The sequence below is a fragment of the Formicincola oecophyllae genome (assembly GCF_006542395.2).
Lineage (GTDB): Bacteria > Pseudomonadota > Alphaproteobacteria > Acetobacterales > Acetobacteraceae > Formicincola > Formicincola oecophyllae.
Genome location: NZ_CP038231.1, coordinates 1,811,922 through 1,835,436, shown reverse-complemented (window position 1 = coordinate 1,835,436; position 23,515 = coordinate 1,811,922). Strand labels below are relative to the sequence as shown.

Genomic DNA, 23,515 nt, shown 5'->3' with positions numbered 1-23,515 from the left:
CTGGGTGGATGGATGTTTTCAGCCAACCAGGTTGAGGATATGGCGGTTGCGGAACTGGGCGGCGTCAGCCCAGCCAGCCTGGCCCAGGGGGCCTTGGGCGAAGCCCTCCCCAGCCATCCAGTCAAAGGCGGCCGCGATCACGCCGCCGCCGTCACGCCAGAACGCACGTCCTCGGTCGATGTCGGCAAGGAGGCGGCGAAGGCCGTAACACCCAATGAGGTACTCTCCGCAGCCCTGCACAAGCACAGCAGTTGAAAGGTCCTCATCTGCCTGGCACGGGGCTGAACCGCTGATGAAACAGTAAAAAAAACCAGGGCGTTGCGCACCTCGTCAGCCTCGTCAGCTGGCAGCAGGCCGCGCTTTTCAGCAGTCGCCAGGGGCAAGGGCGCGTAGCCTTCAGGCCCTGGGGCGATCAGGCGGGCCGTGCGGCCGATCTCAGCCATGATGGCGGCGTGCTGCTCCTCGCAGCCCAGGGCCTGGGCGCGCTCCTCCATGGCCATGGCGGCCACGGCGCCAGCGGCGGTGATGGAGAGGTTGTCGTTCTCCATCATGCTCCAGGTTTCAGCGAACAGGCGCCAGTTGTGGCGGAAAACGTCGCGGTCCAGGGGCTGGCAATGAACGAAGCCCCGCCCCCCCTCCAGGGGGAGAACAAGGTTCAGGCGCTCATCAAGGCGCATGGTGCCCAAAGGCCCAGCGCCGCCCTGCCCCTGGCTGGTGGGGTGGGGGCGGACAGCCATCAGGCGGCCGTCCACAGGTCGGCGTTGACGATGATGTAGCCTTCAAGCGTCACCGCCCAATCCACCTGGGAGCCATTGTTGGCTTCATCAGAACATTTGGTGATGGAGGCGTTCTGTACCTTGATGTCATCCAGGACGGGACTATCAGACTGGATGACCATCAACCCAACGGAAGCGTCCTTGGCAATCTGCTTCTGGTAGACGTTGGCGATGGCCAGGGCGCGGTTGAGGTGGATCTCCACCTTCACGCTCTGCTTGGCATGGGGGCAGGAGACGGTGCCCGTCATGGTTTCCAAGCGGTCGGCCACGTTGCTTGTGTAGCTGACCTTGATGCCGTCTGGCGTCAAAAAATCTGAGGTGACGTCCAGATGCGGCGCTTCAGGAAAGGTCACGCTGCCACGCAGGCGGTTGAGCATGCCCTGGTTGGTGTTGGGGTTGGATGCCATGATGTGGTTTCCTGTTGGTGTTGGGGGCGTGGTTGGCCTGCCTTAGGGGGCAGGCCTGCTGGCCCTTCGGGGTTTGAAGGGTCAGGCGGCGTTGGTCAGGGTGGTGGTCACGGCGCTCTGCCCCGTGAAGTCCACATCCAGCCCCACCGTCAGCTTCAGGAAGCCGCGGGCCGGGGTGATGGTGGCAGCCAGGCCGTTGTAGACGCCTGCCTCAAAATCCTGCGGCTGGGCGGTGACGTAATCGTTGAAGCTCACAGCGCTCAGCTCAAACACGGGCAGGATGCAGCCATAGGCGCTGGCACGCTGCAGGGTGACCTGGGCCACGCCTTCCAAACGGTTGATGCCTGTCTGGTCATAGAAAAGCGGCCTGGCGCCCATGGCGGGCTGGCTGCCGCTGATAATGGCGTTGGTCAGGGCGCTGCCCAGGTTGATGGCTGTCCAGTCGGCGCCATACCAGCTGCCCATGTCATCACCATTCATGAAGGTGCCCCAGAACAGGATGGTGCCAAGGGTGTTGGAAAGGCCACCAAAGCCCACATTGTCGCGCTGGAAACGCGCGAAAGTGGCGGCGTTGCCGGCCTCTGGCCAGGGGGTGATGCCCACAAGCTGGCGGAAGCTCATCGGCGCCAGCTGGTTAACAGAGCTTGGGCGCGCTGAAAGGAACTGCGCGCACACAGCAGCAGCCAGGTTCTCCTGGTTCTGGTCAGCGGCGGTGGTGCCGGGGGCAACAGAAGCGCCAACATATTCAGCGCCGTAGAACACGGATTTCAGCCCAAGGTCGTTCTGGATCAGGCCTGTGTAGTTGCCAGGATCACCACACATGAAGAAAAACACGCGGCTGTTGTCCTTGGCGTTGTCTTCAAACACGGGCATCATCGTGGCGTCATTGGCAGCGCCGCGCGGCAGCACGTAGCCATAGAAGGCAAGCGGGTTCTGGGCCAGCCATGCCTGGAACAGGCTGCCCATATTGGTAGGCTGGGCGGGGCCCAACTCCACCACCCAAACGCCGGCATTGGCGTTGGCAAACCAGCTGCGCGCTGCTGAAAGCAGGTCGGCCACAGCCTGGCTGTTGTCGAACTCGCTCTGGCCAGCGATGTCCACTTCCCAGGCGCTCTGGGCTGCGATGTCAGCAGGCGCCCCTCCTGAAGGGAACGTGACGTTCAGCGTCAGCGTTTTGCCGTCATCAGTGCCAACAGCAATGGTGGCGCCGGCCATGGCGTTGCCCTGCTGGCGCAGATTGGTAAAGGCCAAGCTGCCAGGGATGAAGTTGGCTGGCAGGGTAGCGATGTCCTTGATGGCCAGCGTGGCTGTGGCGGCACCCTTGGCGATGGCGTCTGTGTTAGTAAAGACCACGTCCTTGATGGTGAAGGGCAGGCCAGTTGGCTGGCTGCCACCCACCACGGGTGGGTCAGCCAGGTGGCGGGCGTCCCCCTTGGCGGCCTGGCCGCGCAGGGTTGGGGCTGCGTCACCCTGATTATAAAAAGCCTGAACTTCAGGGCCTGCGGTCTCAATCAAGGCCTGGACATCAGCAACGCTTGTGCAGAAAGCGCTCTGGCCAAGGGGAATGGCGGTGGCGCCCAGCGAAACGAGGGCACCTTTCTGCTGAAGCAGGTCAGGGCGGGCGTCACGGATGACGCGCTCAGTGATCTGGACAATCTGGGGCATGGTTTTTCCTGACTGGTAACGGAAGGGCGCTTAGGATGAAGCGCGCGTGAGGGTGGCTGCGGCAGCCTTGATCAGGCCCATGGCGATGTCGGCCATGGCGCGCTGGGGGTACATCACGGTAAAATCAATGGTCTTGCGCACAGCCTGCGTGGCGGTGGCGGGGTTTTTCTGCGGCCTGTCACGGATGACGGGGCTGTTGACCACGCCAAGAACGCTGTCATGGCCCAGCGCCCACTGGCGCACGTAATCGCGCACTTGGCAGGCTTGCTGGTTGTCCAACCCCATGAGGGTGAGGCGCACTCCCTCCCGCACGATTTGGCTTGATGTCTTGCTGGCGGCGTCATGGCTGGGCGCCATGCTGACAGGCGCCAGCGTTTTGGGCCTGCAGCACACAGCGATGTAGGGGGTGGGCTGGTCATCAGGCACAGCGAAGCTGGGGAAAACCGGCACCCCCTCTGGCCATGGGCAGGATTTGGTCAGTGGTGTAGGCTGGCTTGGCATGGCCAGGAACGCTGGCAGGCAACTGCTGGTGAGAAGCGCCTTGTTGTCCAGCTGGCTGGCGTCATCAACAAATTGGGCAGCAAAAGGCGCCGTGATGGTCTGCCCGCTGTAGAGGACAGAGCCAGCGTTGAGGTCGCTTGTACTGGCATTGCTGATGGCGAAGTCCTGCCCCTGCCATGTGCCCACCCATAAAAGCCCCTGCGCCCTGGCCGTAAAGGGCTTGAGGTCGTCAGAAGCGTTGATGGTGAGGGTGAGCGCCGTGGGGCTGGCCGTTTCCTGCGCCGTCTGCACAGCGCTGGTGGCAGCGTTGAGTGTGGCGGCAAGCGTTTGGGTGGTGCCTGTCGCCACCCAGAAAACATGGCCATCCAACGGCAGTACCATGCGGCGGTACTGGCGGAAGGTAATGTTCTGGGTGGGCGGTGCGCCATCCTGGGTGGATTCAGAAGCCTGGGTAGGTTCAGTAGAAAGTGTCATTCAGGCCCAGTCCTTTCTGTTTGTGCGGATCTGCGCATCGCCAGCACTACCCGCCACCTGCGCGCCTCTTCATCACCAACCAAGGCAGTCCTGGTTGGGCAGCAGAAGGCCCTTCAAAGGAAGGGCCCTGCCTAAAGGGCACAAGGTGGCGGCGTGGCGCGTTGAAGCTTTGCTGGGTGGAATGGTTTGGGGGCTGTCATGCTGCCCCTTAAGCTGGGGCGTTACCGCCCCGCCTGGGCGCACTGTTAAAAAAGCCGCCCACCCAGCGAAGGGGGACGGCCTACATCACATGTCACACAATGGGAACGCTGCTTGAGCATAAAAAGGCAGGAGGTTTCCCCTGGCCGCATCTCTCTCAGCGTGGTTATAGGTAAACATAGGACGGCAAAAACGTCAATGATTATTTGAATGACCGTCCCTCAGTCCAATAAATGTCGCCATCCTTAAGGGAATTTTCCCTTTTTCTGGGGTGAAAATTCCACATTTACTTGGACTGATTCCCCTCATAATGGGCAACCAAACCAAAACAGCCCCTAAAGGGGCTGTGATGGCTTTTATCCGTTAATTACTGGGATCCCTCACTGATGCTTATTAAGGCACCTCAGCTATAAGCCACATTGCTGTGGCGGTGCGGCTTGGCATAAAGGGCTGGATGAACGCCCTGGCGCAGCTGCGCGCCAACATGGCTAGCCTTGGGCCTGGCTGCCCTTTGGCGCGCCACCTCACCACGCCAGGCTGCCAGCAAGGTCAAAGCGTTCTGGCACAGCAACTTGCCAACGTTGCGCGCCATGCGCTGCTGCAGTTCAGGGCGGTAATGCTGGCCAATGGCAGTGAAGTTCCATTGCCGCACCAGGAGCATGGTCATCACATCCCAGGCTTCACGGCCTTTGGTGGTGGCGAACCCACGAAGGGTGCGCCATGTCTGGGCGCGGTCAAGGTTGAGGATGATATCGTCAGCGCGCACATACTCAGCGCTGCCGTCAGCCATTCTGACCAAGCGCGGCGTTGCTGTGGCTGGCAGCGGGTCGCGGTAGCCATCCTGCGACCAGGCCCAGGCGCGCAGGAACCAGCCCGCGGCTTCCTCCTGAAGGCTGCTGGCGCCCAGTGCTTTGAGGGCGCGTTCGGTTTTAGTGGTGCGTTCGCCACTTGCAGATAGTGCTGTTTTGCGCTTGCCCATGGGTTTTCTCCCCCCTTGTTGCTGGCTGCAACAGGGCTAACGCAGGGGTGGGGGCAAGCCTTCTGGACTCTGGCCAGCCCCCTGGGGATGGAGATGGCGCGCCCCGCCTGGGGCATGTTCAGTCTAGGGGCTTTTCGTAAACGCGGTGGCACTTATGGGCTTTGGGCACAAGCGATTCAGCCAGGTTGCGCATCCCGCTGTCATCTTCCTGGATCCAGCCCAGCTCCACCCATTTATAAGGCATCCTGTCAGCGCGCTTGATGAGTTCCATAATGGCCAGCGAAGGCAGAAGCGCCCCCAGCATGGTGCCGCGCACCTTGTGAGAAACGCCAAGCAACGTCACCCGTGCCGAGGTGAAGCGGTGGCGCATCATCCGGTAGCCGAACTTCACCCACCCCAGCGGCGAAGGGTCGCCGTTGAGATCGCCCGTGATGTCATGAAGGTTAGGCAGTACCAGCGCCATGGCCAGCGGCTCCCCCTTGCGGTCGATCTGCACGTAGTGCTCAGGCTTAAGAAGGGGGGAGATCTGCTTCATCAGCGCCGCCATCTCATGCGACTGCAGGGGGATGAAGTTGTCCTTCTGGCTCCAGGCATCATTGTAAAGCTGGCGCAGCGTTTCAGCCTGGGTGACGATCTCCTTCTTGACCATGGGCCTTGTGGTGATGTCGCGGAAGCGCCCCTCGCCCATTTTGATTTGGCCAGGCGTCTTGAAGCGTTCCTGTAAATCAGGCGTCAGATCCAGGCGGTAGCTCAGCAGGTCCTTGGTTTTGGTGAAGCCCGCCCGCTCCAAGCAGTCACCAAGGCCTTTGGGGTGCCAAGGCATGGCAAGGGTGGGGGGGGCCAGCTGGCCTTCCACCATGATGCCCGTCTCCCCGTTGCAGCTCAGCGTGTAGGGGCCGCGCATGGTGGTGGCACCGCGCGCGCGCAGCCACTTTTCCGCAGCGTTCAGCAAAGAATCCACCACGGCTTGTTCAGGCAAGCAGTCCAGGGCGCCGAACTGGCCAATGGGCCCCTGCCAATGCTGGATGGCCACGCTGTCCATGATGGCGGCAATGCGCCCCACAGCTTTGCCGCCGCGCCAGGCCAGGAAATACTGAATGTCAGCATGCTGGAAAATGGCTGCGCGCTTGGGGTGGAGCAAACTAGATTGCTCAATGTCGAACGGCGCGACAAAGCCCTCCAGCCCAGCGTAAATCTGGCGGGGCAGCGTGATGAAGCGTTTGAGGTCACGCTTGCTGGTGACGGGGCGAACCTCAAGGGGGTGATCAGTGCCGGCAGGCACGCCGGTAGGGGTCACATTGCGATGCATAATTAAGGCTATAGGCGCTCACCGCCCTTCAGGCCAGTGGGTAAGGGGAAAAGGGGCGCTAAAAGCCTGAAAAACCACCCCCGAAGCGCCCCAGCCAGCCCTTATGGCCATGCCTGGCATGGGCAGTTGGCGCGCCATTTCCCACCCATACCGCCCCACCCATGCTATAAGCCTGTGTGTTACAAGCCGTGCTGAAGGGCGCGCCCTGGCTAGACTGCAACGGCCTGGGTCCCACCCCAAACCACAATCCGGCCCCCTCCCCCTGTGTGAAGGCATATCATCATGACAGAAACTACATCCCCTTCTGGGAAAGACGTGCGCCACCACATCCTCATCACTGGTGGTTCAAGCGGCATCGGGGCTGCCTTGGCTGAACTTTACGCCCGCCCCGGCGTGGCCATCACCCTTTGGGGGCGCAACCAGGAACGCCTGCAGAAAACAGCTGAAGCCTGCCGCGCCAAAGGGGCGCTGGCAGAAGGGGTGGTGGTTGACCTCACCAATCCTGAAGCGGCGGTGGAGGCCTTCATCCGCGCTGACAGTGAACGCCCGGTGGATGTCCTCATCAATTCCGCTGGCCTGGCTGACATCCGCCCAGAAGGCGCGTTGACCGAACCAGCCGAACAGGCCATCGCCATGAGCCAGGTCAACTTCACCACCCCCGTGGCGCTGGGTTGCGAAGCAGGCGAGCGCATGGCGCGCCGGGGCTATGGGCGCATCGCGTTCCTTGGTTCTGTAGCCTCTTTCCATGATTTGCCGCTGGCCACTGTCTATGCTGGCTCCAAAGCGGGGCTGGGGCGTTTCAGTACGGCGCTTCATGCCGCCCTCCACCCCCACAATGTGGCGGTGACGCTGATTGCCCCTGGCTTCATCGACACCCCCATGAGCCAACGCCTTGAAGGCGACCAGCCCTTGCTGGTGCCCGTGCCGGTGGCTGCGCGTAAAATCAAGCGCGCCATTGACCAGGGCCGCGCCACCTTGGTGTTCCCCTGGGCCTTCCAGCTGACGCGCTTTGTAGAAGCCATCCTGCCGCGCCCCTTTGTGCATTTCGTCCTGCGCAAGCTTGACGTGATGCAGCACCCCTCAACGCACTAAAAACCCCAGTACATTGATGTTGACCTGATACCTCCAGCCCTTGCTAGGGCTGATAGGCGCTTTGGTCATTGGGTTATGGGTGGTTGTTCAGTGATCAAAAAAGGCCCTTTTTCGCCCCAAAACGGGTGATGAGGGCCTTTTTGTTAAGAAATACTTCATGGTTGCCCTTAAAAAACCCCAACTTGCAGGCATCAAGCCTGCCGTGCTTGGGGGAGGGCTGGCAAATCCCCCGCAGCAGAGGTCAACATGGGCTGGCATGGCTGAATTCACACAGCTGTGGTTGGCCGCAACGCCCAGGGGTGGGCAAAGTCTTTGGGATGGGGCACATTGCCGCTTTCAGTGGCCCCTATGTTGCCAAGGGCGTTAGTGGGAGTGATGAAGGCGTGAGAGAGAAAGAGATTGTCGCTGCAGACATCGGCGGCACCCACGCGCGTTTTGGATTGGCCACCGTTCGCAATGGCCGTGTTCAGCGCCTGGATGCTGTAGAAGTTTTCAACTGCGCTGACTTCCCCTCTCTCAGCCATGCTTGGCGCGCCTATGGGCGCTCCCTTGGGCGCAGGTTGCCGCGCGCGGCTGGCATTGCCGTGGCCTGCCCCGTCAGCGGGCAGGTGCTGAAAATGACCAACATGCCTTGGGTCATTCGCCCAGACGCCCTCCGCCAGGAGCTGGAGGTGGATGACCTCACCCTCATCAATGATTTCGGCGCTGTGGGCCATGCCATCGCTCAAGCCCAGACTACGGAACTGGTGCCTTTGTGCGGGCCAGACCGCGCCATGCCTGATTCAGGCGCCATCACCATCGTGGGGCCAGGGACGGGTCTTGGCGTGGCCTGCATTCTGCGTTCTGGCGGGCAGGATTACACCATCCTTGAAACTGAAGGCAGCCACATCGACTACGCCCCCCTTGATGAGGTGGAGGAGGCCATCCACCACTTCATGCGCAAGCGCCTCAAGCGTGTCTCCGTGGAACGGCTGATTTCAGGCATGGGGCTGAGCGCCCTTTACGAAGCCCTGGCCCATTTGGAAGGGCGCCCCACCACCATACACGACAACAAAGCCCTCTGGATGGCCGCCATGAACGGCGAGGACGAATTGGCAGCCCGCGCTCTGGAGCGCTTCTGCCTCAGCCTGGGCTCCTTTGCTGGCGATATGGCGCTGGCGCATGGCGCAAGCGCCGTCATCATCGCTGGCGGTGTGGGGGCAAGGCTGGCTGGCCATCTGCCGCGTTCAGGATTTGCGCAGCGCTTCAGCGCCAAGGGGCGCTTCCAGGGTAGGATGCAAGACCTGCCGGTGAAGATCGTCACCACCCACGACCCTGGCCTGTTTGGCGCTGCCGCCGCTTACGCTGATGGCTGCTGCAGCCACAAACCAGGCTGAGGTCACAAGGGGTAAGCCAGAGCATGGATACAAAAACCAGCTTCCCTCTAAAGAGAGGGAAGCTGGTTTTTATAGGATCTTTCTTAAAAGGCTTCTTAAGCGCAACGCTTAATATATTTGCTGCCAATAGCAAACCGCTTTGGTTGCTTTGAAACATGGACAATCACAAGATCTTCCATTTCACGCGCCTTTTGCACGAATAATTCTTTCTCGGAAAATGTCCACAGCATCTTTTCGCGTGAAGGAACTTTTCTGCCGGGATTCTGGTCGTCTTTGAAATTGGATTTCATAATCATGAAACTCCTTAAGGATACGTTGTGCTTCGCGTTCAGTCAGACTTTCAACACCAAACCCCAACTCTTCCTGTAGGCATTGTGCTAGCCCCTCATAAGCCCTTGACAAGAGCTCTTGTTTAGAACCTTGGGTAATAGCTAGTGGAAACACACCTGGCGGCTGGCCCAGAACACCGTCTTTATAACAGCTTTCCATCCAACCTTTTTTCTTGGATCTCTCGAACTCCCTAAACCTTTGGTTGTGCCTCCTGCATTCTGAATGGTTAGCATCACTACGGTTCCCTGCCAAGGTGGTGCAGCCTAGCACATGACCGCCATATTGTGTGACATGGGTATGTAGGCCAGCCAATGTTCCGCCATAAGTCAGCACATCATCAGCAATTATGTAATTGGCTCCGGGGATAATACCTTCCCCCTCTCCTTGAGCTTCATCAAAAAAGTTAACAGGATGAGCCAAACGTTCAAAAAAATCTTTTTTTTTATCACGTTTAAACGAGCGGGGAGCTTGGTAAATACCTTTGCCAATTTTTACATCTAACTCACGCGCCAGCACGGCAGCAAATGTATACGCAAGTATATTGCCACGAGGATATGAAGGTTTAACAGGGGATATCACATAAATAGGTTGAGACCCTGAAAGTATAATGTCATAGATATCTTCTAATATTTCTTCACGTAAGTAACGATAAACAAAAGACTCTGCCAAATTTACGATGTTTTTTAAGTCGAAGGCCTTTATTCCTTGATTATCCTCCCTAAAATTCTTAATTTTATTTAGGTGAATGTCATTAGCATATAAATTACCATTATGATTAATGCAGCCATAAGGTGAATGCACATGCACTGACAAGTCATGTGAAGACCACGGAATTCGCGTTATATTGTTCACTGCCCCTCCAGGATCTGGATTATTCGAACCTGCAGGAAATTAAAATTATTTTCTGCACCTAGTCATCTTGCATTATAAACGTGTCATTAATCTATTCCAAGTGTTTATAGAACTTTCATTATCAAGGGTCCTGGTGGGCGGCTTTAAGGGTGGCGCGCAGGCGGGTGTAATCAGCAAGCCATTCTGTGCAGTGGGGGCCGCAAGTCCCTTGGCGCAGCTCCTGCGCAAGGGCTGCTTCCTCAGCAGGGCTGTAGGGGATGGTGGCTGGGAAGGACGCGCAGGGCGCTGGCACAGGCACTGTTGCTGTGCACCCGCTAACGCAAAGCAGGAACGCCAGCAGCACCAGGGCGATGGCGCCCCCTTGCAGATACGCACCATGGCTGGACATTTAAGCCCCCCCTTTGTCGAGGTCAGCCAGCAGGGTCTCTTTGCTGTGGGGGCCTGAGGCCTCCGCCTGCGCCATGGCGGCACTTTGGGCCTGGACTTTCTTGGCTTGTTCAAGGGCTGCGCTGGTATCAGTCGCTTGCTGCTTAAGCACGCCAAAGCGTACGGCGCTATGCCAGCCAGCCACCAACCCCAGCAGGAGGGAGCCAGCGGCGACTAGGAAGGCGGTGATGGATTTGAGGCTGCCCAGCGTAGCCAGGCCTGCGATGAAAGCGCCCATGGTCTTGTCCTTTCACAGGGTTTGGTTGGGGTGGTTTACTTAAGGGGTAGTTTTGAAGGACCATCGCGGTGCAGGGCGGCCATGGTGGCTGGGGCTGCCTGAACCAGAAGCTGCAGAAGGGCAGCGCGCTGCTGGGCTTGGTCTGGTGTTTCCTGAGGTTGGCTGCGCAGCAGAAGGGGCAGAGCGCCAGCCACCAAAGCAGAGGCCGTGTCAGCGTCCAGCGCGCCACGCCAATCCCCCACCAAGGCGCCCACAATCAGGCCAAGCGCGATTTGCGTTGTTGGTTCCTGCAGCCAAAGCAGAAGGGGGGCGAAGCGGTGTGAAGTGGTCATGGGGTGTTTTCCGTTAAGTCCGTAAAATTTTGGTGTGGCGCTTCTGGTTTCTGATGGCCTGCTGGGCAGAGCGGGTTGGGTTGTTATCAGAAACCATGTTGAAACGCTGTTGGTCTGGGGGAGAAGGAAGGACAGCTTACGTAAAGCTCTAGTGGGCGGTGCTTGGCTGGCCAGCCCACAGGGCGGCTTCAGCAGCGCGGCGGCGCACCAACCCAGGCAGGGGCTTGGCGCTGCCTTTACCATGCACCCACCGCCCCAGCTGGGCACGGGCCTGGCTTTCATGGCCAGCCATCAGCAAGCGCCACAGCGTTGAATGCAGAAGGGCGTGAAGGCCCATGTTGAAGGCAAAGTCAGCCAGAGCCGCCAGGGCTGAGTCCTGCAGCTTGCCTGCGCTTTCATGCCAAATCTGATGGGCAATCCCCCCCATCATGGTGTGAAGGATGGGGTCTGCCTGAGCTGGTGTGAGGGGCGGCGTGGCTGCCGTGACTGGCACCTGCCTGCCTTGATTTGTGGTACCAAGGGGGCGTGGGGCAGAGCTGCCAGCAGGCAAATGCGTGAAGCCATAGCCAATGGTCCAAACACCGCCGCTGTCCTTGTAAGGGTGACTACGGAAACCTTCGAACTGGCGTGCAAGCGCGCAAGCCTGCACTACTGCTGGGCGCAAGTCGTTTTCAGGGGGAGGGAGCATAAAAAAAACCGCCCTGCTTGCGCAAAGGCGGCCTCCTGAAAAGGATGGGGGAATGGCAACGACTACTGTCGGAACGGTGGCCGTTGATAAGGTGAGCTCACGGCAGCAGCTTGCCGCCGGTTTGGACGTAGTGAATGAGGGAGTAAGCAATGCCAGCCCCCATGGCGCTGGCGCCGCCCGTCACCCAGGCGCGCAACGAGGAAAGGCGCTGGATGCCGTCACACAAGCGGTCGATCTTGTCCTCCAAGCGTTTGGTGTCGGCGCCGCGCGCATCAATACGTTCCTGAAGGGCGCTGAGGTGAAGGCGCAGCGTGTGGTTGGTGACAGGCTGCCCGTCATCAGGGGGCATGGAAGGCCAGGATGTCATGGCAAGCCCCTTTCAAGCTCAGGTGCAAAAAAAGCCGCAGCACCTGGTGGCGCCGCAGCTTGGTGGGTGGTGATGCCTTAGCCATCACGATGCCATGGCCCAGGGGTTGTGAGGGTCGTAGCCTTTGGGCCAGGTGCCGGTGGTGGGATCGTAATGGGGGGAATGGCTGCCATCTGGGTAAGGGCCTGGGAAGACGTCCTCATAATGGTAGTGACCGTCAAAGTCAGGCACCCAGGCAGAGCCTTCGAAATCGTAGACATCTTCCTCCTTTTCAAATGTGCAGGCCTGCAGGACATAGCCCACAACCTGCCAACCGCTTTGCGGGCAGCGGAAATTGATGTAACGGCCAGCGCCTTTCCACTGCACATTTGTGTAAAGGGTTACGCTGGACTGTGTGTTGTTCTGAGGGTTGCTCATGATGAATCCTTGATTGAGTTACTTGGTTAAAGAGTTGCTTGGTTAAACAGGGTGTTTGGGTTGGAGCGCCTGGGAGCTGGCCCTTAAAGGTCGGCGGGCAGCCAGGTGATAATGGCGATGCCGTCCTGCCCAACGCCGCCAACGCCAGCGGCATAAGCGCCACCACCGCCAGCGCCGGGGCCTTCAGCGTTGTAGCCATTGCCATTGCCAGCGCGCCCAGCGCCACCCCAGGGGCCAGGGGCGCCGTTGCCATGACCGTTGACGACGCCTTTGCCGTCAGCACCATCATTGCCATTTGAGGTCACGATGATGTTGGCGCCATCAAACCCGCCCCCCATGCTGACGGAGCCCCCAACGCCGCCAGCGGAGGCACCATCCCCGCTGTGGGCGCATTCGCCGCCGCCAGCCACCAGCCACTGCCCGTTGCCGTTCAGCGTCAGGCGCGTGTCGCCGCCATGGGCGCCTGGGCTGCTGCCTTTGCCTATGCTGACGCTGAACTGCTGCCCTGCAGCCAGGGGCAGGTAAGCGCGCACGTAAGCGCCGCCACCACCACCTGCGCCAGAGCCGTTGTCGTTGCTGCCACCGGCGCCGCCGCCACCGACAAGCTCCACAATGGCGCCGCCAACGCCTTGCTGAACGGTAAAGGTGCCGTCTGCCGTCACGGTCAGGGGTTTGGCCCGCACCACCCTCAAAGCTTGGTTGATGCCGCTGTGCAAGGCATTGTCGGCGTTCTGCCGCGCCGTCACCTCACCATCGACGCGGCCACCCAGGGCGCTATCGGCGCTTTGGCGGGCACTGGCCTCAGAGGTGACGTCAGTGACCAGCGCCAGGTCACGCCAGCCGTTGCTGACATCGCCATAGGTGGGGTGGCCTGAACTGCTGTTGGTGTGGATGCCGATGCCCTGCACGTCCCCTGAAGCCATTCCAGCCCTGCCGGAGAGCAGCGTGGCCTCCACCCCTTGCGCGCGGGCGGTTTCCGCGTTGTCGGCGGCAACACGCGCGGCAGCTTCTGCGCTCACTTCAGCGAAATAGGCCAAATCACCTTTGTTGCCAGATTTGTCCCAGTAGGTTGGCCGCCCACTTACGCTGCTGGTGTGGATGCCAACACCAGCATTGTCATTGGGACCCATGCCAAAAGTGCCGGAAAGCATGGTGGCCTCAACCTGTTGGGCACGGTTGGTCTCCGCCACCAGTGAAGGGATGGAGGCATATAAACCATCAGCATAGGCTTTGGAGAGGGCCAGCATGAAAAGGCCATTTTCATCGATATATTCCAAACCTGCTGGCTGCTTCCTATCTGTATCGAGGTATTGGCTCTTGATGGCGTGAACTGGCAGGGAGAACGCGTCTGTGAACTGGTTGCCAGCCACCAAGCGTACATTGCTGGTCTTGGCGGTGTTGAACCACAGCTGCCCTGTGCCGTCAGCCACGCCCATCATGGTGATGGGGCCGTTCTGCCCGTCATCAGCGCCAACACTCGGCACGTAATTGCCTTTGGGCTGGTAGCGCGCCAGGTCGCTTTCAAGCGCCAGCGCGCGCCAACCATTGGTGATGTCGCCATAAAGCGGCTGGTTGGACCCCCCCTGGGTGTGGATGCCTATGCCCTGCACATCTCCTGATGCCATGCCAGACGTGCCGGAAAGCAGCGTGGCTTCCACCCCTTGGGCGCGGGTGGTTTCGGCGTTGTCGGCAGCCATGCGCGCAGCGGCCTCAGCGCTCACGTCCGTATAGTAGGCCAGGTCGCCCTTGCCGCCAGTACTGTCCCAGTAATTGGGGCGGCCAGTGCCTGCGTTGGTGTGCAGCGCTAACCCGCTTGGATCGTTAGGGCCACGGCCAGCTGTGCCGGAAAGCAGGGTCGCTTCCACGCCTTGGGCACGATTAATCTCCGCTGTCAGGGCTGATTGCGTGGCATATAAACCATCAGCATAGGCTTTGGAAATGGCCAGCATGAACAGGCCATTTTCATCGATATATTCCAAGCCTGCCGGCTGCTTCCTATCTGTGTCGAGGTATTGGCTCTTGATGGCGTGAACTGGCAGGGAGAACGCGTCTGTGAACTGGTTGCCCGCCACCAGGCGCACATTGCTGGCCTTGGCGGTGTTGAACCACAGCTGCCCTGTGCCGTCAGCCACGCCCATCATGGTGATGGGGCCGTTCTGCCCGTCATCAGCGCCAACACTCGGCACATAATTGCCTTTGGGTTGGTAGCCTGCCAGGTCGCTTTCAAGCGCCAGCGCGCGCCAACCATTGGCGATGTCGCCATAAAGCGGTTGGTTGGATCCCCCCTGGGTGTGGATGCCGATGCCCTGCACATCCCCGGAGACCAGGCCAGCTGTGCCGGAAAGCAGCGTGGCCTCCACATTCTGCGCACGCGTCCTCTCAGCGCTGTCAGCGGATTGGCGCGCGTTGATCTCGTTAACCAAATCGCTGCGCAGGGCCATTTCAACACGCGTTCCGTCACGCGCGATGGCGGTTGGCAGCGCCAGGTTGTCCCGGCCAAACACCAGGGCCTTGACGGTCAAGTCACCGCCAGTGCCGCTGTCGCCAGCCACCAAGTGAAGGCCGCCCTGGCCTGTGGTCTGGAACCACAGCTGGCCCACGGCGTCATCAACCCCCATCAGGGTGATGGGGCGGTTCTGCCCATCATCAGCGCCAACATTTGGCACGTAATTGCCTTTAGGTTGGTAGCCTGCCAGGTCCGCCACCAGCGCTAGGTCGCGCCATCCGTTCTTGTCGTCACCATAAATGGGGTGGTTGGTGCTGCCGTTAGTGTGCAGGCCAATGCCGCGCCCATCACCATTCACCATGCCCTCCGTGCCGGAGACCTTCGTGCCTTCGCTGGCCTCAGCGCGGTTAATTTCGGCATTCAGCGCGGCCTGCGTGGCGTAGATGGCGTCTGCATAAGGCTTGGCGATGGCGAGCGTGGCCAGGCCGTTTTCGTCAAAATACTCCAGCCCGGCAGGCTGGCTGCGCGTGTTGGGGTCCTGGTACTGGCTTTTGAGGCCAACGCAGCGGAAGGAGTAGTTATCCAGGCCGTAATTACCTGTGACGAGGAACTGGCCCATCAGGCCATCCGCGTTGAACCAGAGCTGCCCGTGCCTGTCGTCCACCCCCATGAAGGTGACGGGCCTGTTGAGGCCATCATCAGCGCCCCCGGTGGGCACGTAGAAACCCTTGGGCTGGCAGCTTGCGGTGAGGTTCTGCCAGCTGCCGGTGTCTGTGGGCTGGGCCAGGTTGTCATCGCGCAGCGAAACCAGCACGGACCACTGTCCGCCCAGATCCGCCATCACGCAGGCGCCTTGGGGGTAGCCGCCAATGGCATTGGCCAGGTTACCGTCCCAGGGGGGGATGGGGCGCGCCTCCCCTTGGCGGATGCCAAGGCTCAACAAGCGCAAGGCACCGTTCATGTCAGCGCCATTGGGCGGTTCGCCGCCAGCGCCAACGGGGGTCATGGTGGCTTCGGGGAAGCCCTTTTCCAGGCTGGCTGCCCCTTTGTCCCCAGGTGCGCTTTCAGGAATGGCGCGCACAGTGTTTAAATCGGGGTTGTAGGCCCAACCCTGCGTAAAGGTTGGGCCGAGTGTGGATGCTTTCATGGGTGTTTCTCCCTAGTAGTGTCTAAATCTCTAAATCTTGGTTAGAGGCTTGGTTATCTAAGGTTTGCTTGTCTCAATTTGTGGTGTCTGGCGTGTAAGCGAAGCTAAGCGCCACACCTGAGGGGCGCGGCAGAACGCCAGCATTTTCAAGCAAGGCTGCGTCCAACGCTGAAATCCGCCACGCGTAGCGGACCGTCATGGTCATATCCTGGCCGTCCTCCACCCAAATCCGCTTACCAGCGCCGCCAAACAGCAGCATGAGAACGCGGTTGATGTCAGCTGTGGAGCCGCCGCAAATATTGGCTGCAGCCTTGGCGAAGACCAGACGCCTGAAGGCCTCATCCGTCAGGCGGTAGTTCCCAGTCGTGGGCTGTCCTGTGTAGAAAATGCCTTCATCGAAGGGCAGTGACGTGCCCGATCCGTCATCGCCTTGCTCAAAACCCCAAAACCCCGTTGAAGGCGTTTTGAGAACGCGGGAAACGCCAACGATGCGCCCCCATACGTCCAACCCCCAGCCGGTCGCCGTGCTGGGGTCCCACACATGTTGGAACCACATCTCCAACAGGAGGCGCGGGTCAGCTGCCGCGTTGAAGCGCGCCAGGATGCCCACCAGGGCTGGGCTGTTGGCGTATTGGGCGAGGATGGTCGGCCTGATGTCCTCCATGGTGCCCTCCTTTGTTCTGTTTTGGTCGTTTTGGGTTTGGATTGGGTATGGGTGCCGCGCGGGGCAGGGGCACCCTCACGCCGCCATCGTCACGGTAATGGTGCTGGCATCCACCGTGGGAAGCTGGTTGATGGGCAGCGTCAGCCGTGCCCCCGTGCCGCCAGCTATTGTGCTGATTTGGCAGTCAAGGACCTCCACCCAGTCGCCCACAGCGTTCAGCGCACCAATCAGGCGCCCGGCGTAAAGCGTGCCGCCCAGGCGCGGGCGCGTGTCGGCATCCTCAAACCAGGCCAGAACGCCCCTTTGCACCGCCAACGCCGCGTCTGAGGGCACATGTGGCCCCGTGGCCAGCGTGACAGCCACATGGACGGTGGTCGTCTGCGCTTGGTCGTACTGGAACGTGTAGCGCGGCCCCTGCCCGCCATAAGCGCTGGCGTTGTCCTGCACTGTCACGCTCTGGGCGCCATGGGTGGCGCAGCCTGGCGGTTTCTTGGCCAGAATGGCCTGGCCGATGTCCTCAGCGTTGCCGCCCAGCACAACAGCGTAAAGGGTGTGGGGCGGCAGGGTGATGCCGCCTTGCTGGGCCTCTGCCGTGGTGGGGTTGTCCACCACAAGGGCGTCCTGCACACCTGGGATGTCCAGCAACGCCCCCAGGAGGGCACCGTTGCTGCTGCGCGCGTTGCCCTCCACAGCCAGGGCGCGCCTGCGCTCAAAGGCAGCGCGGCTTTCAACGGCCTGGCCAGGAATGCCTGCCGCAGGGTTGGCCAACGCGGCCAGCCCCATGTTCCCCCTGTAAAGCGCCAGGGCGCCTGCGGGGCATTCCACAGGCCCCGGCGCTTGGCAGGCCAGGGTGACATATTGCGGGCTTGGCGTGTTAGGGGGGAAACTGATGTCCGATTGGGCAGCGTAGAGGTTGCCTGCCTGGTCACTGGCCAAGGTTGTGCCAGCGGCGATGGTGGGCAGGCTGTTGCCCGTCAGGGTCAGCGCCACCTCCACCAGCGTTGGCGTGGCTGGCAGGCGCTCCATGAAGTAAATGCGCCCGATGGCGTCCTGCAGCCGGCCAGAGGACCGCGCCGGGTCAACGCCGTTCAGGACCTCCAGCATGCATTCAAGGGCGTCCCCCAAAATAGCCGTCATGGACATGGCGATTTGCCCTTGGGGCGTGTTCAGCGCCGGGTTGGTGCCACCCCCCAGGGCCTCGTTGATGTCAGACTGAACGCCAGCCAGGATGGCCGCTTCAGCGGGCATTGCCAGCCCAGCGTCCGTCAGCTGCGGGGCGGGAACGGAGGTCTCGGCCCTGAAGGCGCCAACCCCTGCGCCCTCTGCGCCATTGCTTGCTGAAAATGCTTCAGAAGTTGACATGGGCTGTCCCCCCGTCCGTAAAGGTCACGCCCACAACGCCGCTCAGCTGGCGCCCAGGCCCCAGCGCTTGGGGCACGCAGCGCACAGCTGCCACGCCAGGCACCTGCAGGGCTGCGGCCTCCGCCTGGGCTGCGAAAAGGGAGGGGCTGTCCGTTGGCCCCAAAAGCCCGCTGTCATAAGGCAGACCTTGGGAAAGGTCGTAAAAGCACTCGCCAATCCAGGTTTGTAGCGCGCTGGCCACATCCTGCAGCGTGGCTGCGTGCCCGCTCAGCGTGGCCAGGTTGCCTGCGCCGTCAAGCGTCAGGTCCCAGCCCCGCTCATTAAGGGTGAGAGAAGTCGTCATGTTGGTTTTCCTGTGCTGTCTGGTCCGGCTTTGACGCCGCCATGGGTGTGGCCTTTGAGGCTGACGCCCGAAGCCACCACATCCCCACTGGTCACGATGTCGCAGTTGGCCTTCACCTGCGCTGCGCTTACCTCCACCACACCGGGGGTGACGATGCGCCACCCCTGCCCTGTGGCCTGGATGTAATGCTGGGGTGAAAGCGCCATAATGCTGGCCACATAGATCCCATCCGACATATCGCGAATGCGGTAGGAGGCCGGCGGCCCCGCCTTGCGGCTGGCCTTAAGGTTGCTGATGTCGCGCCCAGCCAAGGTAACGTGGCCTATGTCGCCAACGCAGGGTTCAATCACGATGGCCGAACCACCACCCGCAACGCGGTAATAGGGCACGTTGTGCAGAACGCCGTGGGGCACGCCCTGCCCCAGCGCGTCCTGCTGGTGGACCATCGGCTCCACATCCACTGTGCCGCTGGCCAAATCCTTGCCGGGGTAGACGGCCACCACCTTGCAGGGCAGGTCTGGGGCCTGGCGGGCGAAGGCATCCCGCACAAGCCGCGTAATACCTTGTAGAAGCCCCGCCCCATCCCACGGCCTGCGGAAAGTGGGCATAGGGCCGGAGCCAGAGCCCCCTGGGGCGCCAGCGGCACTGGCCGGGGCGGAAGTCTGGTTGCTCACGCTGCTTATATTGCTGGCGTTGCTCAGGTTGCTGGTGTTACTGGCATTATGGGCATTACTGGGCATTGTTCACGCTCCCTTCAGCGCGCTGGGCCTCCAGGGTGGTGAACCACGGCCCATCCTTGATTTCAGTGGTAAGTTCATGGGTGATCTTCCAGGGCACCCAAAGCCCGTTCCACGGTGGGGCGCGCACAGCGCCTTGCCCCCCTGCCCAGCCGGCCGCGCCCTGGCTGGCGTTCCCCACCAAGCCATGGGCACCCTGCGTTCCCGGGGTGCCCAGCCCGCCACCTTGCACATTGATGGGCTGCCACCATTCAACATCCCCCCTAAACAAGCTGCGCACCTGCAAGCCAGAGGCCGTGTAGGAAGGGTAACCAAGCAACCCCGAAGCCGCGTTCAGCAAAGGCACAGGCGCGCCGCCACCAGCCTTGGGTGCCTCCGTTCCCCACACATGCAGCGTGCCTGCCGCATCCCGCATAAACGCCCCGTGGAACGCCCCAACAGCGCGCTCCACCATGTCCAGCAACGTGCCGTGGGTGGTGTAACCAGCGCCGAACGTGCCCTTCAGCCCGTGGTCAGCGCACCGCACGCCAGCGCGTGCGGCGATGTCGGCCACCACCTGGGCCGCCGCCACCGGCTGCGGGTAGGAAAGGGGCGCTGCCTGGGCCGCGCCAAGGCCTGCATTGGCCTGCGCACGCACTTGGAACGTCACCTCAGGCGCTTTGCCGTAATCAGCGAAGCTTTCCAAAACCTGACCAGAAAACACCAGCTCAGGCGGGCTGATGTTGTCCACCACCTCCACCGTTAGGCTGTTTTGGGCTAGGCCGCGCACCGTGCTGTTGGCCAGGGTGATGGTGGGCGCCAACATGGAAAGGCGGTTCATCTCCGCCATCTCCATCCCTTCAAGGGTCAGCTCACACCGCAGTCCAGTGCGCATTCCCTCCTGGGTGATGGTGGCGTGGCAGCGGTGGTTCTCCAAAACAACGCTGTCCATCGTGGCATCTGGCCCCAAACTGCCCGACCCCACCGTGAAGGTAACGCGCAGCCCCTTGCGCCTGAACCCCTGCAAAACCCCGCCTGAGGTGGAGGTAAAAACTGTACCTGCCATCACCCCACCTCCCCAGCGCCAGCAACCGTTCCTACCCCCGTGCCGTCCTGGCGGTAGTAGAGCAAATGCCGCACACCAAGGCCCGCATAGTCCGGGTCCGCAGTCCCGCTGGTGTCGATGAAGTAAAGCTCGCCCCCCAGCGGGCTTGCGCTGCTGTTAACCAGCGCCACCCTGTCCTGCGCTAGAACGCCCATGGCCAGGGGAACGCCCCCAGCCCATATGTCCACAAACAACCCCACGCCAAGCTGGCGCAGCCACAGCCGCGTTTGCACCCCGTTCAGCATTACGCTCAGCGTTTGGCTGGGCAGCGCGCTTGAAAGGGGTATGGTGTACCAAGCCGTCATGTCAGCCATGGCAACCTCCTTTCCTCATGTCTCTTGTTTTCTGTTCTGATGTTTTCTGTTCTGAGTGACGTTCAGTGTCGCTCAATGTCGTTCAGTAACGTTCAGTATGTTTTGATGGCTTTTGAGGGGCCCAATTGGAGTTCTTGATGGCCCAAGGCACATAGCCGCCCCCATGGCCTCCCAGGGCCTAACCCCAAAACCCTCAACCAGGGGCCAGCAGCGTTGGCGCCAGGCTGGGCGCCGCAGCGCCCTGCAGCTGTGTTGCCGCCCCCTGGGGCTGCACAGCAGCACCTGCTGGGTGGCGCGTGTTGGTGTAAGTGCGCGTGGCGGTGGTGCGCACCTCTTGCAGGGAAATCTCAACAGCCAGCATGGCGTAGCTGGCCAAATTGCGCTTTTTGCGCCACCCAACGATGTTCACCGTGGACCACTGCCCTTCAGGGGTGCGCAGCTCGTACAGCTCCAGGCTGGCTGCAGCTTCCTCCACAGCATTGATGAACGCCGTACGGTTGCTCTGCCCAGCGGCTGAAAAGGGCATATCCGGCAGCAACGTCTCCAGCGCGCTTGTGCCGCTCTGGCTGCCGTCACACACATAGGTAATGGTGGCTGTGCCAGGGTTGCGCACCTTGTTGTAGGTAACAACGCTGCCATTCTCCTGCGGCGCGCTTGGCAACGCCCAGGTGAAGTCCACCCCAATCTCCTCTGGGCTGGCCATGGGGAACAGCGCTTGCGATCCCCCCGTCAGCGCATTGGTGAAGGTGCTGCACAAACGCCCAAACAGCGTAGTGTCTGCACCACTTGTGGTGGCAATGCCTTGCGGCCTGCGGAACAGCCCCCAGGCTGCGCGCGCCGCGTTTTGCTCCAGCGCCAGCCAGCCGCGGCCTGCGGCGTCATTGGCGCTGGCGGTGTTAAAGGGCACCAAGCTCATGGCTCCCCTCCTCTGTTGTAATGGAAATTATGTGGTGGAATTTAAGATGATGAAGTGAAGTGGTGCTGAAACACGCTCTTTCGCACGCTCAAGGCCGCTACCAGCCCTGTTGAGGGCCAAAAACACCCTCCCAACCCCCTAAATCAGACCTTTAGGGGCTGAAATCATGCTTCTCAGGCCTCTTTTGGGGCATTTGTGTGTGGCACAAACATTCACCATCAACGCCCCCGGAACCTTTCAGGCCCCCTCAAGTCAGGTCAGCGCAACAGCGTTGCAAGCAGCCCATTTCTGGCCAAGCTGTGCTTCAAGCTCACGGCATACTTGCCCGCCAATCCGGTAACCAATGTTTGTGTCACCAACATTGCCCACCTCCACCTGAACACCACCCACGTTCAGCGTGTTGTGGTTGTTGATGTGGTTGATGGTCGTCCCCACCCCGCTAAAGCCAACGCTGCGCGCTGTGCCAAGCGCGCGCGCCGCATCAGGCGCCAAGCTCGGCTGGGGGGCTTCGCGGCCGCCCATCTGGGCCAAAATGGCCCTTGCCATCCGGCCCGTTGCATAGGCCTCATGCTGGGCTGCAGCGGGGCGCGCATAACCAAGGCTAACGGCCGCACCAGCTTCCTGCGCTGTGGTGGCCCGCGCCAACTTGGCGCCTGCCCTGCCTTCCCAGTGCGGGTTGCGCAGCTCCGCTACGGAAAACGCCAGCTGCTCCTGGAACTGCTGCCTAGCGCTGCCCGTGCCAAAGGGGTGGTGGAACAGCGCCTCAAAGTGCTTGCGCCTGTCCCTGTGCCATTGGAACAGGCCCCAGGCCTCACCACTATCGCCACGCGCTGTGGGGTTGAACTGGCTTTCCCGCTGAATGCGCGCCACCAGCCCCGCCGTCTGCTCTGGCGTGAACCCTTGGGCAATGTAGTAACGCTCCGCCAGCGCCATGGCCGTTGCAGCGCCGCTCCTGCCACCTGGGACTGGGAGGGCAGCCGCACCACCAAGCCCTAAACCGTGCTTGGGGGAGCTGGCATGCCCATAAGCGTGCCCGTGCGGCGTGCTTCCAGGCTGGCTGTGCAGGCCGCGGCCATGCTGACGTCCATGGCGTTCCTCCTGGCCACCAAGAGCCATGGGGGTTGGGAAGCCTTGCAATACAAGCGGCACGCTCCCCTCGTAACCTTCCCCTGTTTTGTTTTCAGGCGGCAGAACATCCACCCCACCCCCATTCCCCGCCAGCAAAGCCAAGGGAGTTATGGGGGCTGTGGAGACCAGAGAAGATGGTGCCCCCCCCTCAGTGCCACGGCCTGAGTACATCTCTCCAAAGTGCATCCCCAAAGTGGGTATTCCCGAAGGGGGCATTCCCCAAAGCGGCTGCCCTGGCGCGGTGGGGGAAAGCAGGTTGAAGCGTTCCTCTTGGATCCCTCTCCCATCATCCAGCCCAGGCCATAGGAGTTGGCGATAGGGGTTAAACCCTTCCCCTTGCTCCAAGCTCAGGGGTACAATACCCCCTCCCAATGCAGAGTCCCTGTCCTGGTTAAAAAGCTTCTCAGCACCAGCCGCACCTGGCTGGGTACCTGTGGCGGAATCTGGTTGTTCCTGGCTCAGGGGCGTATAAAACCACCCCAGTGCAGAGTTCTTGTCCAAGGTGAAGTGTTGCTCAGCACCAGGCACGCCCGGCTGAGTGTTGAGAGGGGCTTCTAGTGGTGTACCAAACTGGGGGAAGGTCCCCTCCTGCCCTGGCTTCCCACCATCGTCAAACCCTCTCCAATCAAGCAGCGGCAACCCCCGCTCTCCAAGCAAACCTGGATGGTTTGGCAGAACAAGCTTCAGAACCTTCAATTCCTGAACCTGCATCTCCTGCAATTCCTTGAAAGCAGGCCAGGCAGAGAGGGGCTGATGGCTCAAATCAGAATGAGCAAGAGGGTGGTGGGGGGTATGGCGTCCCTCCGTGGAGGCTTTAGCGTGGCCACGCCCTGCCCCCAAAGGCACCTTATGGAGGTGCCGCTCATAATGATGGTGCACAGTGTGGGATTGATGGGAATGATGGATGATGCGCTTCCGCACCTTAGCCCTTTTGGAGGCTGAATGCT

General features: G+C 61.0%; 25 protein-coding genes. 2 read left to right on the top strand and 23 right to left on the bottom strand.

Translation table 11 applies throughout. From position 1 onward, the window contains the following. Window positions 1–18: 18 nt before the first annotated feature. The 7 genes from E3E12_RS09115 to E3E12_RS08155 form a co-directional block, all read right to left on the bottom strand. The gene (locus E3E12_RS09115; RefSeq protein ID WP_286206888.1) at window positions 19–141 is read right to left on the bottom strand and encodes a hypothetical protein; all 123 of its coding nucleotides are present in this window, start codon (window positions 139–141) and stop codon (window positions 19–21) included. Continuing rightward, entirely contained in the window at window positions 138–737 is a 600-nt protein-coding gene (locus E3E12_RS08180; RefSeq protein ID WP_141443859.1) for a hypothetical protein, read from the bottom strand. Before E3E12_RS08180 ends, E3E12_RS09115 begins: the two co-directional genes overlap by 4 nt. Further along, window positions 737–1,183: a hypothetical protein gene (locus tag E3E12_RS08175; RefSeq protein ID WP_141443858.1), complete on the bottom strand. Its 447-nt coding sequence runs from the start codon at window positions 1,181–1,183 to the stop codon at window positions 737–739. The genes E3E12_RS08180 and E3E12_RS08175 overlap by 1 nt, the downstream gene beginning before the upstream one ends. An 81-nt stretch (window positions 1,184–1,264) precedes the next feature. After that, window positions 1,265–2,848, bottom strand: a complete 1,584-nt coding sequence (locus tag E3E12_RS08170) for a hypothetical protein (RefSeq protein WP_141443857.1) — start codon at window positions 2,846–2,848, stop codon at window positions 1,265–1,267. Between the two features lie 30 nt (window positions 2,849–2,878). Continuing rightward, on the bottom strand, window positions 2,879–3,823 hold the full coding sequence (locus E3E12_RS08165) for a hypothetical protein (RefSeq protein WP_141443856.1): 945 nt from the start codon (window positions 3,821–3,823) through the stop codon (window positions 2,879–2,881). 601 nt (window positions 3,824–4,424) lie between these two features. Continuing rightward, window positions 4,425–5,000: a hypothetical protein gene (locus tag E3E12_RS08160; protein WP_141443855.1), complete on the bottom strand. Its 576-nt coding sequence runs from the start codon at window positions 4,998–5,000 to the stop codon at window positions 4,425–4,427. A 118-nt stretch (window positions 5,001–5,118) separates the two neighbouring features. Further along, complete coding sequence (locus E3E12_RS08155) at window positions 5,119–6,297, bottom strand: hypothetical protein (protein ID WP_240810497.1); 1,179 nt, start codon at window positions 6,295–6,297, stop codon at window positions 5,119–5,121. Window positions 6,298–6,591: 294 nt separating this feature from the next. On the opposite strand from E3E12_RS08155, the gene E3E12_RS08150 reads away from it, so the two are divergent. After that, a complete protein-coding gene (locus tag E3E12_RS08150) occupies window positions 6,592–7,401 on the top strand; it encodes an SDR family NAD(P)-dependent oxidoreductase (RefSeq protein WP_141443853.1) in 810 nt (269 codons plus the stop codon). Between the two features lie 383 nt (window positions 7,402–7,784). Then, on the top strand, window positions 7,785–8,777 hold the full coding sequence (gene glk / locus E3E12_RS08145) for a glucokinase (RefSeq protein ID WP_240810496.1): 993 nt from the start codon (window positions 7,785–7,787) through the stop codon (window positions 8,775–8,777). Window positions 8,778–8,957: 180 nt separating this feature from the next. Here glk and E3E12_RS08140 read toward each other — a convergent pair whose 3' ends face one another. The 16 genes from E3E12_RS08140 to E3E12_RS08065 form a co-directional block, all read right to left on the bottom strand. Beyond that, the gene (locus E3E12_RS08140; RefSeq protein ID WP_168194424.1) at window positions 8,958–9,908 is read right to left on the bottom strand and encodes a phosphoribosyltransferase; all 951 of its coding nucleotides are present in this window, start codon (window positions 9,906–9,908) and stop codon (window positions 8,958–8,960) included. Between the two features lie 172 nt (window positions 9,909–10,080). After that, window positions 10,081–10,347: a hypothetical protein gene (locus tag E3E12_RS08135; RefSeq protein ID WP_141443850.1), complete on the bottom strand. Its 267-nt coding sequence runs from the start codon at window positions 10,345–10,347 to the stop codon at window positions 10,081–10,083. Beyond that, window positions 10,348–10,623, bottom strand: a complete 276-nt coding sequence (locus E3E12_RS08130) for a hypothetical protein (RefSeq protein ID WP_141443849.1) — start codon at window positions 10,621–10,623, stop codon at window positions 10,348–10,350. A 35-nt stretch (window positions 10,624–10,658) separates the two neighbouring features. Beyond that, window positions 10,659–10,955 carry a hypothetical protein gene (locus tag E3E12_RS08125; protein ID WP_141443848.1) on the bottom strand — a complete coding sequence of 99 codons (297 nt, stop codon included), beginning with the start codon at window positions 10,953–10,955 and terminating at the stop codon, window positions 10,659–10,661. Window positions 10,956–11,103: 148 nt separating this feature from the next. Further along, window positions 11,104–11,643 carry a lysozyme gene (locus E3E12_RS08120; protein WP_141443847.1) on the bottom strand — a complete coding sequence of 180 codons (540 nt, stop codon included), beginning with the start codon at window positions 11,641–11,643 and terminating at the stop codon, window positions 11,104–11,106. 97 nt (window positions 11,644–11,740) lie between these two features. After that, window positions 11,741–12,010 (bottom strand): hypothetical protein, encoded by a 270-nt coding sequence (locus E3E12_RS08115; protein ID WP_141443846.1) that lies wholly within the window; start codon window positions 12,008–12,010, stop codon window positions 11,741–11,743. An 84-nt stretch (window positions 12,011–12,094) separates the two neighbouring features. Further along, on the bottom strand, window positions 12,095–12,427 hold the full coding sequence (locus E3E12_RS08110; protein WP_141443845.1) for a hypothetical protein: 333 nt from the start codon (window positions 12,425–12,427) through the stop codon (window positions 12,095–12,097). Between the two features lie 83 nt (window positions 12,428–12,510). Further along, entirely contained in the window at window positions 12,511–16,020 is a 3,510-nt protein-coding gene (locus tag E3E12_RS08105) for a glycine-rich domain-containing protein (protein WP_141443844.1), read from the bottom strand. Window positions 16,021–16,093: 73 nt separating this feature from the next. After that, window positions 16,094–16,684 carry a DUF2612 domain-containing protein gene (locus E3E12_RS08100; protein ID WP_141443843.1) on the bottom strand — a complete coding sequence of 197 codons (591 nt, stop codon included), beginning with the start codon at window positions 16,682–16,684 and terminating at the stop codon, window positions 16,094–16,096. Window positions 16,685–16,759: 75 nt separating this feature from the next. Beyond that, window positions 16,760–18,046, bottom strand: a complete 1,287-nt coding sequence (locus E3E12_RS08095; protein ID WP_141443842.1) for a baseplate J/gp47 family protein — start codon at window positions 18,044–18,046, stop codon at window positions 16,760–16,762. Next, a complete protein-coding gene (locus tag E3E12_RS08090; protein WP_141443841.1) occupies window positions 18,033–18,389 on the bottom strand; it encodes a hypothetical protein in 357 nt (118 codons plus the stop codon). The genes E3E12_RS08095 and E3E12_RS08090 overlap by 14 nt, the downstream gene beginning before the upstream one ends. Beyond that, on the bottom strand, window positions 18,386–19,063 hold the full coding sequence (locus E3E12_RS08085; RefSeq protein ID WP_141443840.1) for a Gp138 family membrane-puncturing spike protein: 678 nt from the start codon (window positions 19,061–19,063) through the stop codon (window positions 18,386–18,388). The genes E3E12_RS08090 and E3E12_RS08085 overlap by 4 nt, the downstream gene beginning before the upstream one ends. A gap of 55 nt (window positions 19,064–19,118) precedes the next feature. Next, window positions 19,119–20,171, bottom strand: a complete 1,053-nt coding sequence (locus tag E3E12_RS08080; RefSeq protein ID WP_141443839.1) for a hypothetical protein — start codon at window positions 20,169–20,171, stop codon at window positions 19,119–19,121. Further along, the gene (locus E3E12_RS08075; protein ID WP_141443838.1) at window positions 20,171–20,524 is read right to left on the bottom strand and encodes a phage baseplate plug family protein; all 354 of its coding nucleotides are present in this window, start codon (window positions 20,522–20,524) and stop codon (window positions 20,171–20,173) included. The genes E3E12_RS08080 and E3E12_RS08075 overlap by 1 nt, the downstream gene beginning before the upstream one ends. A gap of 193 nt (window positions 20,525–20,717) precedes the next feature. Next, window positions 20,718–21,440 carry a phage baseplate protein gene (locus E3E12_RS08070; RefSeq protein ID WP_141443837.1) on the bottom strand — a complete coding sequence of 241 codons (723 nt, stop codon included), beginning with the start codon at window positions 21,438–21,440 and terminating at the stop codon, window positions 20,718–20,720. Window positions 21,441–21,692: 252 nt separating this feature from the next. Further along, the gene (locus tag E3E12_RS08065; RefSeq protein ID WP_149498286.1) at window positions 21,693–23,279 is read right to left on the bottom strand and encodes a phage tail tip lysozyme; all 1,587 of its coding nucleotides are present in this window, start codon (window positions 23,277–23,279) and stop codon (window positions 21,693–21,695) included. Window positions 23,280–23,515: the final 236 nt, after the last annotated feature.

What these genes read in the sequence shown, in the direction of transcription:
- E3E12_RS08070 (WP_141443837.1), bottom strand. Translation starts at nt 21,440, where the DNA reads ATGAGCTTGGTGCCCTTTAACACCGCCAGCGCCAATGACGCCGCAGGC.
- E3E12_RS08065 (WP_149498286.1), bottom strand. Translation starts at nt 23,279, where the DNA reads ATGCAGGTTCAGGAATTGAAGGTTCTGAAGCTTGTTCTGCCAAACCAT.
- E3E12_RS08080 (WP_141443839.1), bottom strand. Translation starts at nt 20,171, where the DNA reads ATGGCAGGTACAGTTTTTACCTCCACCTCAGGCGGGGTTTTGCAGGGG.
- E3E12_RS08100 (WP_141443843.1), bottom strand. Translation starts at nt 16,684, where the DNA reads ATGGAGGACATCAGGCCGACCATCCTCGCCCAATACGCCAACAGCCCA.
- E3E12_RS08135 (WP_141443850.1), bottom strand. Translation starts at nt 10,347, where the DNA reads ATGTCCAGCCATGGTGCGTATCTGCAAGGGGGCGCCATCGCCCTGGTG.
- E3E12_RS08150 (WP_141443853.1), top strand. Translation starts at nt 6,592, where the DNA reads ATGACAGAAACTACATCCCCTTCTGGGAAAGACGTGCGCCACCACATC.
- E3E12_RS08105 (WP_141443844.1), bottom strand. Translation starts at nt 16,020, where the DNA reads ATGAAAGCATCCACACTCGGCCCAACCTTTACGCAGGGTTGGGCCTAC.
- E3E12_RS08095 (WP_141443842.1), bottom strand. Translation starts at nt 18,046, where the DNA reads ATGTCAACTTCTGAAGCATTTTCAGCAAGCAATGGCGCAGAGGGCGCA.
- E3E12_RS08090 (WP_141443841.1), bottom strand. Translation starts at nt 18,389, where the DNA reads ATGACGACTTCTCTCACCCTTAATGAGCGGGGCTGGGACCTGACGCTT.
- E3E12_RS08125 (WP_141443848.1), bottom strand. Translation starts at nt 10,955, where the DNA reads ATGACCACTTCACACCGCTTCGCCCCCCTTCTGCTTTGGCTGCAGGAA.
- E3E12_RS08110 (WP_141443845.1), bottom strand. Translation starts at nt 12,427, where the DNA reads ATGAGCAACCCTCAGAACAACACACAGTCCAGCGTAACCCTTTACACA.
- E3E12_RS08130 (WP_141443849.1), bottom strand. Translation starts at nt 10,623, where the DNA reads ATGGGCGCTTTCATCGCAGGCCTGGCTACGCTGGGCAGCCTCAAATCC.
- E3E12_RS08160 (WP_141443855.1), bottom strand. Translation starts at nt 5,000, where the DNA reads ATGGGCAAGCGCAAAACAGCACTATCTGCAAGTGGCGAACGCACCACT.
- E3E12_RS08170 (WP_141443857.1), bottom strand. Translation starts at nt 2,848, where the DNA reads ATGCCCCAGATTGTCCAGATCACTGAGCGCGTCATCCGTGACGCCCGC.
- E3E12_RS08120 (WP_141443847.1), bottom strand. Translation starts at nt 11,643, where the DNA reads ATGCTCCCTCCCCCTGAAAACGACTTGCGCCCAGCAGTAGTGCAGGCT.
- E3E12_RS08180 (WP_141443859.1), bottom strand. Translation starts at nt 737, where the DNA reads ATGGCTGTCCGCCCCCACCCCACCAGCCAGGGGCAGGGCGGCGCTGGG.
- E3E12_RS08075 (WP_141443838.1), bottom strand. Translation starts at nt 20,524, where the DNA reads ATGGCTGACATGACGGCTTGGTACACCATACCCCTTTCAAGCGCGCTG.
- E3E12_RS08165 (WP_141443856.1), bottom strand. Translation starts at nt 3,823, where the DNA reads ATGACACTTTCTACTGAACCTACCCAGGCTTCTGAATCCACCCAGGAT.
- E3E12_RS08175 (WP_141443858.1), bottom strand. Translation starts at nt 1,183, where the DNA reads ATGGCATCCAACCCCAACACCAACCAGGGCATGCTCAACCGCCTGCGT.
- E3E12_RS08115 (WP_141443846.1), bottom strand. Translation starts at nt 12,010, where the DNA reads ATGACATCCTGGCCTTCCATGCCCCCTGATGACGGGCAGCCTGTCACC.